The organism is Streptomyces sp. GL_140 (assembly GCF_057834465.1).
Genome location: NZ_CM174404.1, coordinates 7491237 through 7505381, shown reverse-complemented (window position 1 = coordinate 7505381; position 14145 = coordinate 7491237). Strand labels below are relative to the sequence as shown.

At 71.0% G+C, this 14145-nt stretch carries 15 protein-coding genes; 5 read left to right on the top strand and 10 right to left on the bottom strand.

The annotated features are described in order from the left end of the window. Nucleotides 1-2: 2 nt before the first annotated feature. On the top strand, nt 3-1295 hold the full coding sequence (locus AC3IYJ_RS34955) for a HAMP domain-containing sensor histidine kinase (RefSeq protein WP_489398511.1): 1293 nt from the start codon (nt 3-5) through the stop codon (nt 1293-1295). A 28-nt stretch (nt 1296-1323) separates the two neighbouring features. Here AC3IYJ_RS34955 and AC3IYJ_RS34950 read toward each other — a convergent pair whose 3' ends face one another. Together AC3IYJ_RS34950 and AC3IYJ_RS34945 are read right to left on the bottom strand one after the other, a co-directional pair. After that, a complete protein-coding gene (locus AC3IYJ_RS34950) occupies nt 1324-2169 on the bottom strand; it encodes a COG4705 family protein (RefSeq protein ID WP_489398510.1) in 846 nt (281 codons plus the stop codon). Between the two features lie 64 nt (nt 2170-2233). Continuing rightward, nucleotides 2234-3313 carry a bile acid:sodium symporter family protein gene (locus AC3IYJ_RS34945; RefSeq protein WP_489398509.1) on the bottom strand — a complete coding sequence of 360 codons (1080 nt, stop codon included), beginning with the start codon at nt 3311-3313 and terminating at the stop codon, nt 2234-2236. 213 nt (nt 3314-3526) lie between these two features. Here AC3IYJ_RS34945 and AC3IYJ_RS34940 point away from each other — a divergent pair, with 213 nt between their 5' ends. Continuing rightward, a complete protein-coding gene (locus AC3IYJ_RS34940) occupies nt 3527-4339 on the top strand; it encodes a COG4705 family protein (protein ID WP_489398508.1) in 813 nt (270 codons plus the stop codon). On the opposite strand, the gene AC3IYJ_RS34935 is transcribed toward AC3IYJ_RS34940, so the two are convergent. The 8 genes from AC3IYJ_RS34935 to AC3IYJ_RS34900 form a co-directional block, all read right to left on the bottom strand. After that, a complete protein-coding gene (locus tag AC3IYJ_RS34935; RefSeq protein ID WP_489398507.1) occupies nt 4320-5696 on the bottom strand; it encodes an ATP-binding protein in 1377 nt (458 codons plus the stop codon). The genes AC3IYJ_RS34940 and AC3IYJ_RS34935 overlap by 20 nt on opposite strands. Next, nucleotides 5693-6355 (bottom strand): response regulator transcription factor, encoded by a 663-nt coding sequence (locus AC3IYJ_RS34930; RefSeq protein ID WP_489398506.1) that lies wholly within the window; start codon nt 6353-6355, stop codon nt 5693-5695. Before AC3IYJ_RS34930 ends, AC3IYJ_RS34935 begins: the two co-directional genes overlap by 4 nt. Nucleotides 6356-6398: 43 nt before the next feature. After that, entirely contained in the window at nt 6399-7244 is an 846-nt protein-coding gene (gene efeU, locus AC3IYJ_RS34925) for an iron uptake transporter permease EfeU (protein ID WP_489398505.1), read from the bottom strand. Between the two features lie 22 nt (nt 7245-7266). Continuing rightward, complete coding sequence (efeB, locus tag AC3IYJ_RS34920; RefSeq protein WP_489398504.1) at nt 7267-8556, bottom strand: iron uptake transporter deferrochelatase/peroxidase subunit; 1290 nt, start codon at nt 8554-8556, stop codon at nt 7267-7269. Between the two features lie 42 nt (nt 8557-8598). Next, complete coding sequence (efeO, locus tag AC3IYJ_RS34915) at nt 8599-9738, bottom strand: iron uptake system protein EfeO (RefSeq protein WP_489398503.1); 1140 nt, start codon at nt 9736-9738, stop codon at nt 8599-8601. 156 nt (nt 9739-9894) lie between these two features. Next, nucleotides 9895-10164 carry a phosphatase PAP2 family protein gene (locus AC3IYJ_RS34910; protein WP_489398502.1) on the bottom strand — a complete coding sequence of 90 codons (270 nt, stop codon included), beginning with the start codon at nt 10162-10164 and terminating at the stop codon, nt 9895-9897. A 287-nt stretch (nt 10165-10451) separates the two neighbouring features. Continuing rightward, nucleotides 10452-11060, bottom strand: coding sequence for a phosphatase PAP2 family protein (locus AC3IYJ_RS34905; RefSeq protein WP_489398501.1), 609 nt, complete (start codon nt 11058-11060; stop codon nt 10452-10454). Beyond that, nucleotides 11057-11740 carry a DedA family protein gene (locus tag AC3IYJ_RS34900; protein WP_489398500.1) on the bottom strand — a complete coding sequence of 228 codons (684 nt, stop codon included), beginning with the start codon at nt 11738-11740 and terminating at the stop codon, nt 11057-11059. The genes AC3IYJ_RS34905 and AC3IYJ_RS34900 overlap by 4 nt, the downstream gene beginning before the upstream one ends. 123 nt (nt 11741-11863) lie before the next feature. Here AC3IYJ_RS34900 and AC3IYJ_RS34895 point away from each other — a divergent pair, with 123 nt between their 5' ends. From AC3IYJ_RS34895 to AC3IYJ_RS34885, 3 genes are all read left to right on the top strand, one after another. Beyond that, nucleotides 11864-12241: a BlaI/MecI/CopY family transcriptional regulator gene (locus tag AC3IYJ_RS34895; RefSeq protein ID WP_489398499.1), complete on the top strand. Its 378-nt coding sequence runs from the start codon at nt 11864-11866 to the stop codon at nt 12239-12241. Further along, the gene (locus tag AC3IYJ_RS34890) at nt 12238-13188 is read left to right on the top strand and encodes a M56 family metallopeptidase (RefSeq protein ID WP_489398498.1); all 951 of its coding nucleotides are present in this window, start codon (nt 12238-12240) and stop codon (nt 13186-13188) included. Before AC3IYJ_RS34895 ends, AC3IYJ_RS34890 begins: the two co-directional genes overlap by 4 nt. A gap of 377 nt (nt 13189-13565) precedes the next feature. Next, nucleotides 13566-13862: a hypothetical protein gene (locus AC3IYJ_RS34885; RefSeq protein ID WP_489398497.1), complete on the top strand. Its 297-nt coding sequence runs from the start codon at nt 13566-13568 to the stop codon at nt 13860-13862. Nucleotides 13863-14145 lie beyond the last annotated feature (283 nt).

Genomic DNA, 14145 nt, shown 5'->3' with positions numbered 1-14145 from the left:
GCATGAGGCAGCGTGTGGTGCGTGTCGCGGTGTCCGCCGCACTGGTGGCCCTCGTCCTGCTGGCCGGACCGCTCGCCTGGGTCATCCACCGGTCCTTCTTCGCGGACGAACTCGGCGCCCTGGAGCGTACGGCTCTGGCCGCGACGGTCACGGTGGGGCCGGAGTTCGTCTCCGGCGACGCACTCGAGCTGACACCGCCCAGGCCGGGCGGGAAGCTGGGGGTGTACGACCTCTCGTCGCGGCTGCGCGCGGGCAGCGGTGGACCGGTCGCCGACCGGGTGACCCGTGAGGCTGCCGGAGGCAGAGCCGTCAGCGGCAGCAGCGGGGCTGATCTGGTCGTCGCCGTCCCGGTGGTCTCCGCCGAGAAGGTGATCGCGGTGGTACGGGCCACGGTCCCCGCGCGATCGGTCTGGACGCGAGTGCTGTGGGCCTGGGCATTGCTCCTCGGAGTGACCCTTGCAGCGCTGGCCACGGCGGTCCTGGTCGCACGCCGACAGGCCCGCGCGCTGAGCACTCCGGTGGAGGCACTCTCCCGTACGGCCCGTGCGATCGCCGACGGCGACTTGGCCGCCCGGGCAGCACCCTGCGGGATTGCCGAACTGGACCAGCTGGCGAGCAGCCAGAACTCCATGGTCGAGCGACTGACCCAGCTCCTGCGCCGGGAGCGGGACTTCAGCGCCAACGCCTCGCACCAGCTGCGCACTCCCTTGACCGGGCTGCAGCTCGGCCTGGAGGCCGCCCGGCAGCTGCCGCCGGGCTCGGACCTGCGCCCCGCACTGCGCGAGGCTCTGGAGACGGCACGCCATCTGGAGGAAACCGTCGAGGAGGTGCTGCGGCTGGCCCGGGCCGGCACCGAAGGCGAGCCCCCACTCCCCCGTGAGGTTCTCGTCCGGGTGCTGGAAAGGGCGGAGTCGCGCTGGCACGGTGCGCTCGCCGCCGCCGGCCGACGGCTGGAGGTTCACTCGCAGCCGGGGGCCGGGTCGTTCGAGGTCCCCGGCCGCACGACGGCACAGATTCTCGATGTCCTCATCGACAACGCCCTGCGCCACGGCCGGGGTGCAACCTCCGTAACCGCACGTGAGGCGGCCGGGGCGGTCGCGGTCGACGTGTCCGACGAGGGGACACTCACGCTCGACTCCGGGACGGTCTTCGTGCGCGGCGGCACCGGCGGCTCCGGAAGCGGGATCGGCCTGGCGGTGGCCCGGGAGCTCGCGGAAGCTGCAGGGGGAAGGCTCAGCCTGCGCGGCACCGAGCCGACCACGTTCACCCTGCTCCTGCCGGGCGCGCCGGATTGACGTGCCGCCGCGCCCGGCCCGGCGTGGCTCAGCCGGGCTGTCCGGACGGATCCGACGCCACGGGCGAATCGGCCCGGCTGACCTGGAGGTATCCGACGAGCGCGGCGATCGGGACCAGCAAAGCGAGGCTGACCAGCCCGGTTCCCCAGCCGAGGCCGTCGCGCGTGGCGGGGACGCCCATCCAGTCCGCGAACGAGGCGCCGAGCGGCCGGGTGAGGATGTAGGCGGCCCAGAACGCGGCCACCGCGTTCAGCCCGAGGAGGCGGCGGCACAGCACAGGCAGGGCGATCAGGGCTGCGAAGAGGAGGCCGGAGGGCAGATAGCCCAGGTGCAGGGTCCCGGCCGTAAGGTCACCCACCGCGGTGCCCAGGGCGAAGGTGGTGAGCACCGTCGCCCAGTAGAACAACTCCCTGCGGGTGGTGTGGATGCTGTGGATGGAGAGGGTCCGCTCGGTGGCGTACCAGAGGGTCAGGACGGCGGCGAGGGCGAGGGTGAAGCCCAAGGCCGACACCGTGTAGGGAATGCCGGCGATGACGTGGACGACGTCGGCGGCCATCGTGCCGAAGACGCTGACCATGACAATCGCCGACCAGTAGAGCCAGGGGCGGTAGCGCGCAGACCAGAACTGCAGGATCAGCAACGATGCCAGTCCGGCAAATCCGAGGCAGCCGGCCGGCACCGGGCCCAGCGTCCGCGCCAGGAAGTCGGACGCGGTCTCCCCCATGCCGGTCGTGAGGATCTTCACCGTCCAGAACCACGCGGTGACTTCAGGCACCTTGGAGAGGGCCGCCCCCGGCCGCGTACGGCGTGTCACCCCCTGCTGCGGTACGCCCGAGCTCCGCCGTGCCGTTGTCCTGCTGTCTGTCCCGACCATCTACGTCCACCCTTCCGGCAACGGCTGCAGCGCCGTGCCGCTGATGCCGACATTCGGGCAGGCGTCAGCCTCCGGGAATCCCCGGGCGGGCCCGCCACCCGAACCAATGTCTACAGAACAGTAGACGATACCTGCGGGGGCCCCGCCGCCCGATCTGCACCCTCCAGCGGGGCGGGCGTACGGCGCGCTGAGCGGCCAGCTTCTGCAGCAAGCCGTAGGCCAGCACGGGCAGCAGGACGTGGGGCCGATCAGGCAGCACCGCACCGATGAGGACCGCGCCCGCGCTGCTGTTGTTCATCCCGCAGGCCAGCGTCACGCAGGCTCGTCCCCCTGTGTCCAGTCGCAGCAGGGACCCGGCGACGCGGCCGAACAGGAACGACAGCGAGCACACGAAGAGGGCCACGGCCACGGCCGCGATCGGCAGCAGGGCTGCCGGGTGCGCCAAGAACCGGCCAAGGGCACCCGCTGCATTGAGGTACGTCAGGGCCAGCGAGGCGAGGACCGCAGTGGGCGGTGCGGTGCGCCGCAAGCCTGCCAGGGCCCCGGCGGGCACGGCGATATGGCACAGCAGCCCGGCAGCGCACGGCAGCAGCACACCGGTGAGGGCGAAGCCCTGTCCTGCCGCGCGCCCCGCAGCAGCGGGCGTGCCCGGATGGTCGCCACCCACGAGCGGCGCCAGTGCTCCGAGGGTCAGGGGCAGGGTGAGCGGGCTGAGGAAGGTGGAAGCGAGGACGAGACCGAGCATGGTGGGCTGGTCACCGTCGGCGCGCGCGGTCCAGACGGTCGCCCCCGCCGCCACGGGCATCGCCGTAAGGAAGATCATCGCGGTGGTCATCCCCGAGCCCCCGTCGGTGTCGGGCGTCCAGGACAGCATCGCCGCCAAGCCCGGGATGATCAGCAGCGGGGCCAGGAGGTGCGCCGCGAGTCCCGCCAGCAGGGTCACGGGCCGACGGACCACCCGGACGAGGGCCTGCGGTGACACCTGGAGCCCGGCGCAGAACAGCACGAGGGCCAGCAACGCCGGTGCGAGGTCCAGACTCAGCGCCACGTCCCCCGCGCGAAGTTCACGGGGCCTGCGCAGCCACATCCCGGGAGCGGGGCAGACAGCGGCGGTGAGGTAGGCGGCAGCGACGGCCCAGCCCAACCGTTCCCTCAGCCAACCGGCAAGACCGCGTGGGGCAGAGGGCTGCGTGGCAGGAGACAAGACCGTGGCCACCGTTCATGGCAGGAGCTGGGACCGCACGGGCGCGATCGGGAGGACACTAGGGGTCCGGCCCTGACTGCGACGCAGGGCTCGGGGCATGTCGTTCGGCGTGCTCAGGATGTGTTCAGGTTTCCAGTGACACGGCCTGGTGCCATGACATCCGAGACATACAGTCGGCACGACGCCACCCGCGACCGGGCACTGCGCCGGAACAAGGTGCCCGAGGTCACGCTCTACTTCTGGGTCATCAAGATCCTGTGCACGACCGTGGGAGAGACGGCCGCGGATTTCCTCAACGCGCACATGGGGTTGGGCCTGACCGGCACTTCGATCGTGATGAGCGCGCTCCTGGTTCTGGCGCTGGTCATCCAGTTCCGGGCCGCCACCTACCGGCCGAGCGTCTACTGGCTGGTTGTCGTACTGGTCAGCGTGGTGGGAACCCTGATCAGCGACAACCTGACGGACAATCTGGGCGTGCCGCTGGAGGCCACCACCACGGTATTCGCCGTGGCCCTGGCACTCGTCTTCCTCGCCTGGTACCGGACCGAGCGGACCCTGTCGATCCACAGCATCGACGCCAAGCGCCGGGAGTCCTTCTACTGGGCGGCCGTGCTGTTCACCTTCGCCCTGGGCACAGCTGCAGGAGACCTGGTCGCGGAGCAGCTCTCCCTCGGCTACTCGGTTTCGGCGGCCGTATTCGCGCTGGCGATCGGCGCCGTGTGGCTCGCGCACGCCCTCGGCCTGGATGCGGTGTGGAGCTTTTGGATCGCGTACGTCCTCACCCGACCGCTCGGCGCCTCCCTGGGCGACTACCTCTCCCAGCCGGCCGACGACGGCGGCCTCGGGCTGGGAACCGTCGTCACCAGTGCTCTCTTCCTGGTGGTGATCCTCGCGCTGGTCGTCTTCCTCACGCTCACCCGCAAGGACGCCGCCGACCGGGAGGGCTTCAGCCGGCCGGCAGCCTGACCACGAACACCGCTCCCCCGCCGCCCTGTTCCCCGAGCTCTGCCTCCCCGCCCGCGGAGCGGGCCAGGCGCCGGGCGAGCGGCAGCCCCAGACCCGCCCCGTCGTGGCCGTCGCCCGGATCGGCCCGGCGACCGGGCTGGAACAGATGGGCACGGAAGCATTCGGGAACGCCGGGGCCGTCGTCACCCACTTCGATCCGGACACGGCCCGGCTCCCGGAAGGCGCGGAGGTCGACCGCTGTCGCCGCATAGCGCAGCGCGTTGTCCAGCAAGGGGCTGACGATCCGCTCCAGGACGGCAGCGGGCACTCCCGCGGTCAGCTCCCCACCCTCGTCGGCGATCACGACACGGACCGGGACGACCTCTGGGTCGGTGCGGTCAGCCAGGGCATTCAGGACAGGGAGCACGGCGGTGGTGCCAGGCGCCCTGCCGGCGTCCTCGCGGGCTTCTGCGAGAAGGGTGTCGCAGATGGTCTGCATGGTCCGGGCCGCATCGTCGATGGCCCGCTGCACAGTGGCCGTCTCGCTCTCGCTGCGGGGGCGGGACTGCCACCAGTCGAGCTCGGCGACGATGGTGGCCAGCGGGTTGCGCAGTTCGTGCGACAACTCGCTGGTGAGCTGCTGTTCGTGACGCAGGGCTGCCCGGATCCGGTCGAGGAAGGCATCCAGCGACGCGCCCAGCCGGGCGAGTTCGACAGGCCGGGGCACACCGCTGAAGCGTTCTTCGGAGGCGGTCGCACTCCACTGGGCGGCCTGGTCGGTCATCGTGCGGACGGGTCGCAGGGCCCGGCCGACGGCGAGTCGGGTGACCGCGTACGTGCAGAGGAGCATGACGGCGTCCAGCGCCAGGGATGCCGTCAGCAGGGTGTCGCCCGATGCGCGGTACGGAGCGAGGTCGAGCGCGGTGACCACGGTCGCGGCCCTCTCGCGGCCGCCTGGGGCGGGCACTGGCCGGGCACAGAGCCGGATGTCCGCCGCATCGTGCGAGGTGGTGGTGCACTGGGCGCCGCCCTGCGCTGCAAGACGGGCGGCCGCGCGGGTGGCGGGGCTGTCCGCCCGGGCGGCCGGGGGCTGCTCGACCAGGCTGGCCCCTTGGTAGATCCAGGCGTTGGTGTCAAGGAGGTCCTCCTGCGGGGTCTCCAGGACACGCAGCACGGGACCGCTGGTGTCGACGGTCGCGGCGATGGCAGAGGCCCGGGCCCGCAGCTGGTCGTCCGCCTGGCGGGCCAGGTGCTGCTGCACGAACGCGTTGAAGACGATGGTGAACACCGCCATGATGAAGGCCGCGGTCACGACCGCGAGCAGGGAGAGCCGTCCGCGCAGGGTCGTCGGCCGCGCTCCGGCTCGGAGTGGTCTCATGACAGCCGGTGCCCTACGCCGCGGGAGGTGCCCAGGGTGAGGATGCTGCCGGCCTCCCGAAGCTTGCGACGGAGCCGGGTCAGGTACTGGTCGAGGGTGTTGTCGCTGACCTGGGCTCCTTCCGGCCAGCCGGCGCGCACCAGATCCCGCCGGGTGACCAGGTCCCCCGCGGCGGCGAGCAGGGCGGCCAGGATCCGGAATTCGGTCGGGGTCAGGCTCAGGGGGACGCCTCGTACGGTGCAGGTGTGGCGGACGGCGTCCAGCACCACCTCTCCCCCGGCGACGGGGGCGGTCGGACGGCTGCGTTTGACGGCGGCCCGGAGTCGGGCGGCCAGTTCGGCGAGGTGAAAGGGTTTGACGAGATAGTCATCGCCTCCCGCAGAGAACCCGCTCAGCCGGTCGGTGAGGTGATGACGGGCGGTCAGGAAGATCACCGGGCGGTCGAACCCGTTGGCGCGCAGCGCCTGGCACACGTCGCGGCCGTCCGCATCGGGCAGGCCGATGTCCAGGACGACGGCGTCGACGCCGGCCACGGCCAGTCTCAGTGCCGCTGCGCCGTCCTGCGCGGGGGTGGTCTCGTAGCCCTCCTCACGCAGGCCGCGCAGCAGCACGTTGCGCAGTCGGTGGTCGTCCTCGACGACCAGGACGTGTCGGCTCATGCGGGCCCCTGTTCTGTGCGGACGCGGACGCGGACGCCGGAAGTCAGCCGGTCTTCGCCGTCTTCGCCTCCGCACCGGCGGCGGGGGCGGTACTGCGCGCAGGTGCGAGGAAGAGGGCCATCACCGGAACGAGGTAGAGGCACCACACGGTGACCTGGAGGGCGGTCGGGTTGGGCTGGAAGTTGAACACGCCCTTGAGCAGGGTCCCGTACCAGCTGTCCGAGGGAATGGTCGTGCTGATGTCGAAGGCGAGGGTGTGCAGGCCGGGCAGGAAGTCGCCTTCCTGGAGGTCGTGGAAGCCGTACGCGAGGACTCCTGCGGCGACGACGACCAGCATGGCACCGGTCCAGGTGAAGAACTTCGACAGGTTGATCTTCAGCGCGCCCCGGTAGAACAACCAGCCCAGCACCACCGAGGTCAGCAGACCGAGCACCGCACCGACCAGGGGCCGAACTCCGTCACCCGTGGCCTGGACGGCCGTCCAGATGAACAGCGAGGTCTCCAGTCCTTCCCGGCCGACGGCCATGAAGGCGGTGAAGACCAGCGCGCCGGTGCCCACGGCGAGCGCCGCGTCGAGCTGGCCCTGAAGCTCCGATTTCAGGTTCCGGGCCGTGCGCTTCATCCAGAAGACCATCCACGTCACCAGGCCGACCGAGATGATGGACAGGCTACCGCCGAGCAGTTCCTGGGCCTGGAAGGTAAGGGTGGAGGAGCCGAACTGGAGGGCGGCGCCGAAGCCCAGGGAGAGGGTGACGGCCAGGCCGATGCCCAGCCATACGGGTGCGAGTCTGTCCTTGTGGTCGGTCTTGACCAGGTAGGCGATGAGGATGCAGACGACGAGGCTGGCTTCCAGCCCTTCGCGGAGTCCGATCAGGTAGTTGCCGAACACGGCGTGGGGTTCCTTCCGGTCGTCACGTGAACAGCGTCCGGCCCCACCAGTCGTCCTTGTCACGGACGCCCGGCGGGACGGCGAAGACGGCCGAACCCACGTGCTGGATGTATTCGTTGAGCGAGTCGTTCTTCGACAGGCGCCGCTGGATCTGCACGAAGCCCTTGCGGACGTCGCGCTGGTAGGCGAGGAAGAACAGACCCGCGTCGAGGCGGCCCAGTCCGTCCGTGCCGTCGGTGAAGGAGTAGCCGCGGCGCAGGATCGTCGCGCCGTCGTTGGTGTCCGGGTGCGCGAGGCGGACGTGCGCGTCCGGCTTCATCGCCTTCAGGAACGGCTCGTCGCGCTCCTTGGACTTGCCCGCGGGAGCACCCTCGCCCTTGTCGCGGCCGATGATGTCCTCCTGCTCACCGAGCGAGGTCCGGTCCCAGGTCTCGATGTGCATCCGGATGCGCCGGGCGACCAGGTACGAGCCGCCGGTCAGCCAGTCGCTGCCGTCGCCCGCGCCGACCCACACGTGCTTGTCCAGCGCCGCGTTGTCGGTGCCCGAGATGTTCCGGGTGCCGTCCTTGAAGCCCATCATGTTGCGCGGGGTCTGCGCGTCCGGGGTGGTGGACGAGGTCTTGCCGAAGCCGAGCTGCGACCAGCGCACCGCGGTCTTGCCGAAGCCGATGCGGGCGAGCTGGCGGATGGCGTGCACCGCGACCTGCGGGTCGTCGGCGCAGGCCTGGACACAGATGTCGCCGCCGCTGCGCGCCGGGTCGAGGTTGTCCTTGGGGAACGCCTCCAGGTCCACCAGCGCCTCGGGGCGCTTGCCCTCCAGGCCGAAGCGGTCCTTGGCGAACAGGCCGGGGCCGAAGCCTATGGTCAGGGTCAGGCGCGAGGCCTTCAGGCCCAGGGCCTCGCCCGTGTCGTCCGGCGGGGCCTCGGGGAGGCCGCCGTAGCCGCCCTCGCCGACCGGGTGGCCGGCCGTCATCAGCCGGGCCGCCTCGGTCCAGTCCTTGAGGAGCTTGACCAGCTCGTCGCGGCTCTTCGTCTTCACGTCGAAGGCCGCGAAGTGCAACCGGTCCTGGACGGCGCTGGCTATGCCGGACTGGTGCTCACCGTGGAAGGGCACGACCATCCCCACGGTGCCAGGGGCTGCAGGCTCGGAGTTCTGGCGCAGAATCGCCACGGTCCCGCCGGCTGCGGCGGCGCCGAGCGCAAGCCCGGCCCCGCCCCAGGCGAGCAGCGCCCGCCTCGGGGTGCCGCCGCCGGACACGTCCGCGGTCGCGCCGCTACCGCTCTGGCCGGATTCCGGGTCCGCTTCGGACATCACTGCTCCCTGCTTGCTTGTGGTCTGCTTGCTGTGCCCGGGCTACTTGGCGACGGCCGCCGCGAGCTTGGAGAGCGGCTCCGCGAGCGCGTTGACGCCGTCCGAGAGCTCCTTGCGCTCCGGCTCGCCGACCTTCTCGTACGAGGTGAACTCGTAGCCGGTCTTGTCCGCCCGGTACTTGTCCAGCAGCGTGTTGATCGCGGTGAACTGGGCGTCGAGGTTCTTGGCCAGCTCCGCGTCGTTCTTCACGGTGACGGGCTTCAGCAACTCGTAGACCTTCTCGGCGCCCTCGACGTTGGCCTTGAAGTCGGCCAGGTCGGTGTGGCTGTAGCGGTCTTCCTCGCCGGTCACCTTGTTGCGGGAGACCTCGTCAAGAAGTTCTTTGGCGCCGTTGGCCATGGAGGTGGGGGTGATCTCCGCCGTGCCGACGCGCTTGTGCCACTCCGCGATGTCGGTGTCCAACTGGGAGGCGAGGGCCTTCTCCTCGTCGCCGATCTTGTTGTCGGCCCACAGGGACTTCTCCAGCCGGTGCCAGCCGGTCCAGTTCTGACCGGGCTCCAGGCCGTCCTCGCGGACGTCGGTCTTCGGGTCGATGTCACCGAAGGACTCGGCGACCGGCTCGGTACGCTCCCAGCCACGCCGGGAGGAGGCGAACGCCTTCTTCGCGGCTTCCACGTCCCCGGCACGGACGGCGTCGGTGAACGTCTTGACCGCGGGGAGCGACTCCTCGGCCTGCGCGAGCACGTAGCTGCGGTAGGCCGCGACAGCAGCGTCCAGTTCGGGGCTGCGCTTTTCACCGCCGCCGCCCGTGGCCTTGACCATGGTGCGGATGCCGTCGCCCTTCATGCCGGGCTTGCAGGCGAACTCGTAGTCGCCCGCCTTGATCTCGGCGGTGATGGTGGCCTTGGTACCCGGGCCGATGTTCTCGCGCTCGGCGACGATGCGGTCATCGGGGAAGAGCACGTACAGCTCCGTGACCTTGGATCCCTTGTTCTCCACCTGGATGGTCACCTTGCCCGCCGGAAATGCGGTCTTGGAGACTTCGCAGGCGCTGTCGGACGCGGTCACCTGAAGGGCGCCGGCCGACCCGCTGTCGCTCTTCTGGGCACACCCCGTGGCGGTGGCGGTGACTATCGCGAGACCGGCGGCTGCAAGAAGCGCCGAGCGGGCGGATGAAGACATGGGTACTCCCAGGCATGGCGGGACGGCAAAGCCGCGGCAGGCCTCTGGTTAGGCAAGGCTGCCCTTTCGTCTACGGCACTGTAGACGATGCTGTGCGATACGTCTGTCACCGGGGCGCAGGCGCGACCTCCACCTCACGTCGGCACGCACCACCCATCACCCGACTCCCGCTCGGAGCTTCCGATCCCGCCCGACCCTGGCCACCACGGCCATGGCTGCGGTGAGCCAGGTGAGGGCGTAGAACCAGCCTCCGAGGACATCGGTGGGCCAGTGCACGCCGAGGTAGACGCGGGTAAGGCCGACCGTGACGGCCCAGCAGGCGAACAGGGCCCACCAGAGCCGGGCAGCGGCCGGTGAGACCGCACGCCATACCGCCCGGGCGAACAGACCGGCCACGAGCGCCGAGGTTGAGGAATCCGAGCGCACCCGCGGTCATCAGCAGCCGACCCCGGCTGCCCCGGCCCCATCCGGAGACGAGTCCGGCGGTCACGGCGCACAGGTACGGGACGGGGCCGGTTCCGGTTGCGGTGACGCCGCGCGCGAGGGCGACCGCAACGGCGGGACGGTGCCGCACCGACCACTGGTGCACACTCTCGTCGAATGCGTACGGGCTGTCGTGGCGGGCCGCGACGAGTGCGGTCAGTAGGGCGAACAGGGCTGCGCACAGCGCCGCAACCAAGCCCCAGCGGGTGGCTCGCGGTGCGGCCGGGACCTCATCGGGGTGCGACCAGGGGTCGCAGCGACGTGCCGCCCATCCGTTGCACGAGGGGGGCCGCGCGGCGTGCGGCACGGGTCAGCAGCCAGGCGATGACCGCCCCGACGGCCAAGCCGAGTACGACGTCGCGGGGGTAGTGGGCACCCACCCAGACCCGCGAGAAGGCCATCAGTAGTGCGGCCGGCACCGCGATCGCCGCAAGTCGGCGGTCGGTGACCCAGAGGGCCGCGGCGGCCGCGGCGGCGATGGCGGCGTGGTTGCTGGGGAAGGACCAGTCGCCGAGCGGCGGGCAGGCCTCCAGCGTGACCGTGTGCAGGGTCTGACAGGGGCGCTGCTCCCGGAAGACCGATTTGATGCCGGTGTCGGCGAGGAAGGCGACGACCACGACCAGGGGTGCCGCCAGCGCCATGGCGGTCCTGGCCGGATCAGCGGCCGCTCGGGCGCGCCACCAGGCAGCCAGCATCAGCAGGGCGAAGAGGGCGAGGCCGTAGTCGGACCAGGCGGTGACCAGGCCATCGAGCCAGCCGGGGGCCTGCTGGGCCAGGCCGGTGAGCCAGGTGTACAAGTTTCCGTCGACGGCGGGGCCGTCCAGGGCGAGCAGGCTCAATGCGGCGTTCCGTTCGAAGTGCGGCCACCCCGCCGGCGGAAGAATTCCACGGCAAGCGGGGCGAGGGAGATGAGTACGACGAGGGCGACGATCGGCAGAAGATATCGGTCGACATTGGGCACGGAGGAGCCGAGCGCGTATCCGGCCAGCACCAGTCCCACCGTCCACACGAGCCCGCCGATCACCTGCCAGAGCGTGAAGACGCCGGCCGGAACGTTCAGAGCCCCGGCCATCGGGTTCAGGACGGTGCGCACGATCGGCACGAAGCGGGCCAGGACGATGGCCTTGGCATGTCCGTACCGGTGGAGGAGTTCGTCGGCCTTCGCGGCGCCCTCGTGGAGTTTGCGGCTACGGCTGCGGGCCAGCAGGGTGCGTCCGCCGCGCCGCCCGAGGAGGTAGCCGGTCTGGGCTCCGAGCAGGGCGCCGGCCACGGCCGCGCACAGGACCTGCGGGAGCGAGAGGTGGACCGGTCCATGGTTGCCCGGCACGCAGAGCAGGCCGGCGGTGAAGAGGAGCGAGTCTCCGGGCAGGAAGAAGCCGACGAGCAGGCCCGTCTCGGCGAACAGCACGACCGCGACTCCGAGAGCGCCGAAGGCCGACAGGAGAGAACCGGCGTCCAGCAGATTGACGGCCTGCGGACTGAGCGCCTGCGATGCTGCGGCGAGATCGGGCCAGGTCATGACGGACGGCTCCCCTAGGGTGAGAGGTGCAGGGTCCGGGACGGCGCCCCGCCCCGCTGGCGTCTACAGTTCCGTAGACGGTCTACAGCACTGTAGACGATTGACGTGTGGAGGAACGCACTCATGGGCGACAGGAATGCGGAGCGACGCCCTGCCGGCGAGCTCGAGGCCGGCGTGCTGACGGCGCTCTGGGCTGCGGACGGCCCGCTGTCCCCGGGCCAGGTCCAGGAGATAGTGGGCGGGTCGCTCGCCCGCACGACCGTAACGACGATCCTGTCCCGCTTGTACGAGAAGGGGACCGTGAGCCGATCGCGGTCCGGCCGCGGGTTCGCCTACACCCCCACCGAGGACGCCTCCGGGCTCACCGCCCGGCGCATGCATGCCGAACTCGCGAAGGACGAAGACCGCGAGGCCGTACTGAGCCGCTTCGTCTCACAGCTGAGTACCGAGGATGAGCGCCTGCTGCGCGCCCTGCTCGACGGGGAAGGAGACGCGACGTGATTGACGTGATCCACACCGCCTGGATCCCCCTCCTCGTTCCGTTCCTGGTCGCACCGGTGGGCAGGCAGCTGGCCTCGAACCTGCCGCCGCGGCAGGCCATGTGGCTGCTGACGGCGACCGCGGCCGGTCTCGCCACCGCGAGCACCTGCGCGCTGACCCTGCTGATCGTCCCCGGCGCCACCCACCTCCACGTCGTCGCCGCGCTGGGCCACCTGCTCACTCCGCTGAGCAGCGGATCACCCGGCTCCGTCATCGCGACCACCGTCGCCGCCGGGGCCCTGCTCACCTGGTGCACAACCCGGCTGGTGCGCGGTCTGCGTCGGCGCTGGACCCAGCTCCGCCATGCCGGAAGGCTCGCCGCCGAGGCGGCCGGCGAACTCGTCGTCCTGCCCGACGAGCACCCCGACGCCTACGCACTCCCCGGCAGCCCAGGCCGCATCGTCGTCACGACCGGCATGCTCCGCGCGCTCTCGGCGTCCGAGCGCGAGGTCCTGATCGCCCACGAGCGCGCGCACCTCAGGGAGCGCCACCACCTCTTCACCGCCGTGGTCGACCTGGCCGGCCTGTGCCACCCCGCGCTGCGGACCCTGCGCGAGCCGCTGGCTTACGCGCTGGAACGCAGCGCCGACGAAGCCGCGGCCAGCGCGGTGGGCAGCCGACGCCTGGCCGCCCGGGCCATCGGCCGGGCCGCTCTCGCCACCCGCGCTTCCACCGCGGCCGGCCGTACGCGTCCCGGCTTGGCCCTCTCGGCGACCGCCGGGCCCGTTCCCCGCCGCGTCGCTGCCCTCCTCGGCCACGGCACCGAGGACCGGATGGCCCGGCCCCTCGCCCGGCGAGCCGCGGTGCTGGTGTTGGTGGCATGCCTGACGCTCTCCGCCGGCGCGTCCCTCCAAGCAGCCGACAACCTGCACGACGGCATCGAGGTGGCCCAAGGCGAAACCCGTTGACGCGCAGCGCCGGAGGGAAAGAGGCTCTGACGAGACGCGGCCCCAAATGTGATCCGGCGGCCGCCATTGCCACCCCTCACGCACATGCGTCCCCCAGCGCAGCAGTCGCACGGGTTCGCGAAGGCCGACTCGGGCCCGATTCCGAGCCTTGGCGCGCGCAGGACCCGGTGTTCCCTTCCGCGCATCCGGACCGGTCGAGCCGAGGTCGAGCCACGACCCGTAGAGCTAGATAAGGCAAACTGACCGCGCGTGGATGGGCGGTCAACCCGTGGGGGCAGGGAGTCCTCAACCACCCTGTTCAAGCCGCGCTCCGAGGGACGGACAGCTCCCTTCGGTGGACTCCCGATCTCCTTGCCGCCAAGGAGGGCCACGTCGCAATGATCGACTGCAAGAGCAGCATGACCAGTCGGGCGACGCACCGCCACGCGCTCGAGAGCGCCGCGGTCCGCGCACACCTCCAGCTCGTCGCGTGGACCGTGCTGCCCCTCTACTACGTGTTCGACAACCTCGACGTCCTCACCCCGTACGACGCCCTCGCGGCGGGGCAGACCGGCCCCCACTCGGTCGCAGGTTCAGGGGCCCCGTACCTGCTCGTACCTACGACGCGCTGTCGCACCTTCGACTCGACGTTCGGGTCGCGGAGGCAGCCGTCCGTCGCGAGCGACGCCGCCTGAGCCCAGCGCCCCGCCAGACCGCTGCTCGGTACAACGCGTTGTACCGAGCAGCGTCGGACCTCGAACGCCACCGAGAGCCTCATGGCGGGACGCCAGCAGACCTGACGAACTGTCACCAAAGTCAGCATTGGGTCAGCATTGGTCCTGCCAAAGCTGACCCCAGCTGGTCACACCTGGGAAAGCACGGAGCCGCGGAATCAGCTTCCGGGAACCCCTGCCGCGAGCCCCTCCGGAACGATCTCCGCGGGGCGCCACCTTCGTTCCGGCTGCTCTCGGGCCGATC

Bases quoted from the DNA above. Each gene is read 5' to 3' on its own strand.
- AC3IYJ_RS34955 (WP_489398511.1), top strand. From the start codon at position 3: ATGAGGCAGCGTGTGGTGCGTGTCGCGGTGTCCGCCGCACTGGTGGCC.
- AC3IYJ_RS34950 (WP_489398510.1), bottom strand. From the start codon at position 2,169: ATGGTCGGGACAGACAGCAGGACAACGGCACGGCGGAGCTCGGGCGTA.
- AC3IYJ_RS34940 (WP_489398508.1), top strand. From the start codon at position 3,527: ATGACATCCGAGACATACAGTCGGCACGACGCCACCCGCGACCGGGCA.
- AC3IYJ_RS34935 (WP_489398507.1), bottom strand. From the start codon at position 5,696: ATGAGACCACTCCGAGCCGGAGCGCGGCCGACGACCCTGCGCGGACGG.
- AC3IYJ_RS34930 (WP_489398506.1), bottom strand. From the start codon at position 6,355: ATGAGCCGACACGTCCTGGTCGTCGAGGACGACCACCGACTGCGCAAC.
- efeB (WP_489398504.1), bottom strand. From the start codon at position 8,556: ATGTCCGAAGCGGACCCGGAATCCGGCCAGAGCGGTAGCGGCGCGACC.
- efeO (WP_489398503.1), bottom strand. From the start codon at position 9,738: ATGTCTTCATCCGCCCGCTCGGCGCTTCTTGCAGCCGCCGGTCTCGCG.
- AC3IYJ_RS34900 (WP_489398500.1), bottom strand. From the start codon at position 11,740: ATGACCTGGCCCGATCTCGCCGCAGCATCGCAGGCGCTCAGTCCGCAG.
- AC3IYJ_RS34895 (WP_489398499.1), top strand. From the start codon at position 11,864: ATGGGCGACAGGAATGCGGAGCGACGCCCTGCCGGCGAGCTCGAGGCC.
- AC3IYJ_RS34885 (WP_489398497.1), top strand. From the start codon at position 13,566: ATGATCGACTGCAAGAGCAGCATGACCAGTCGGGCGACGCACCGCCAC.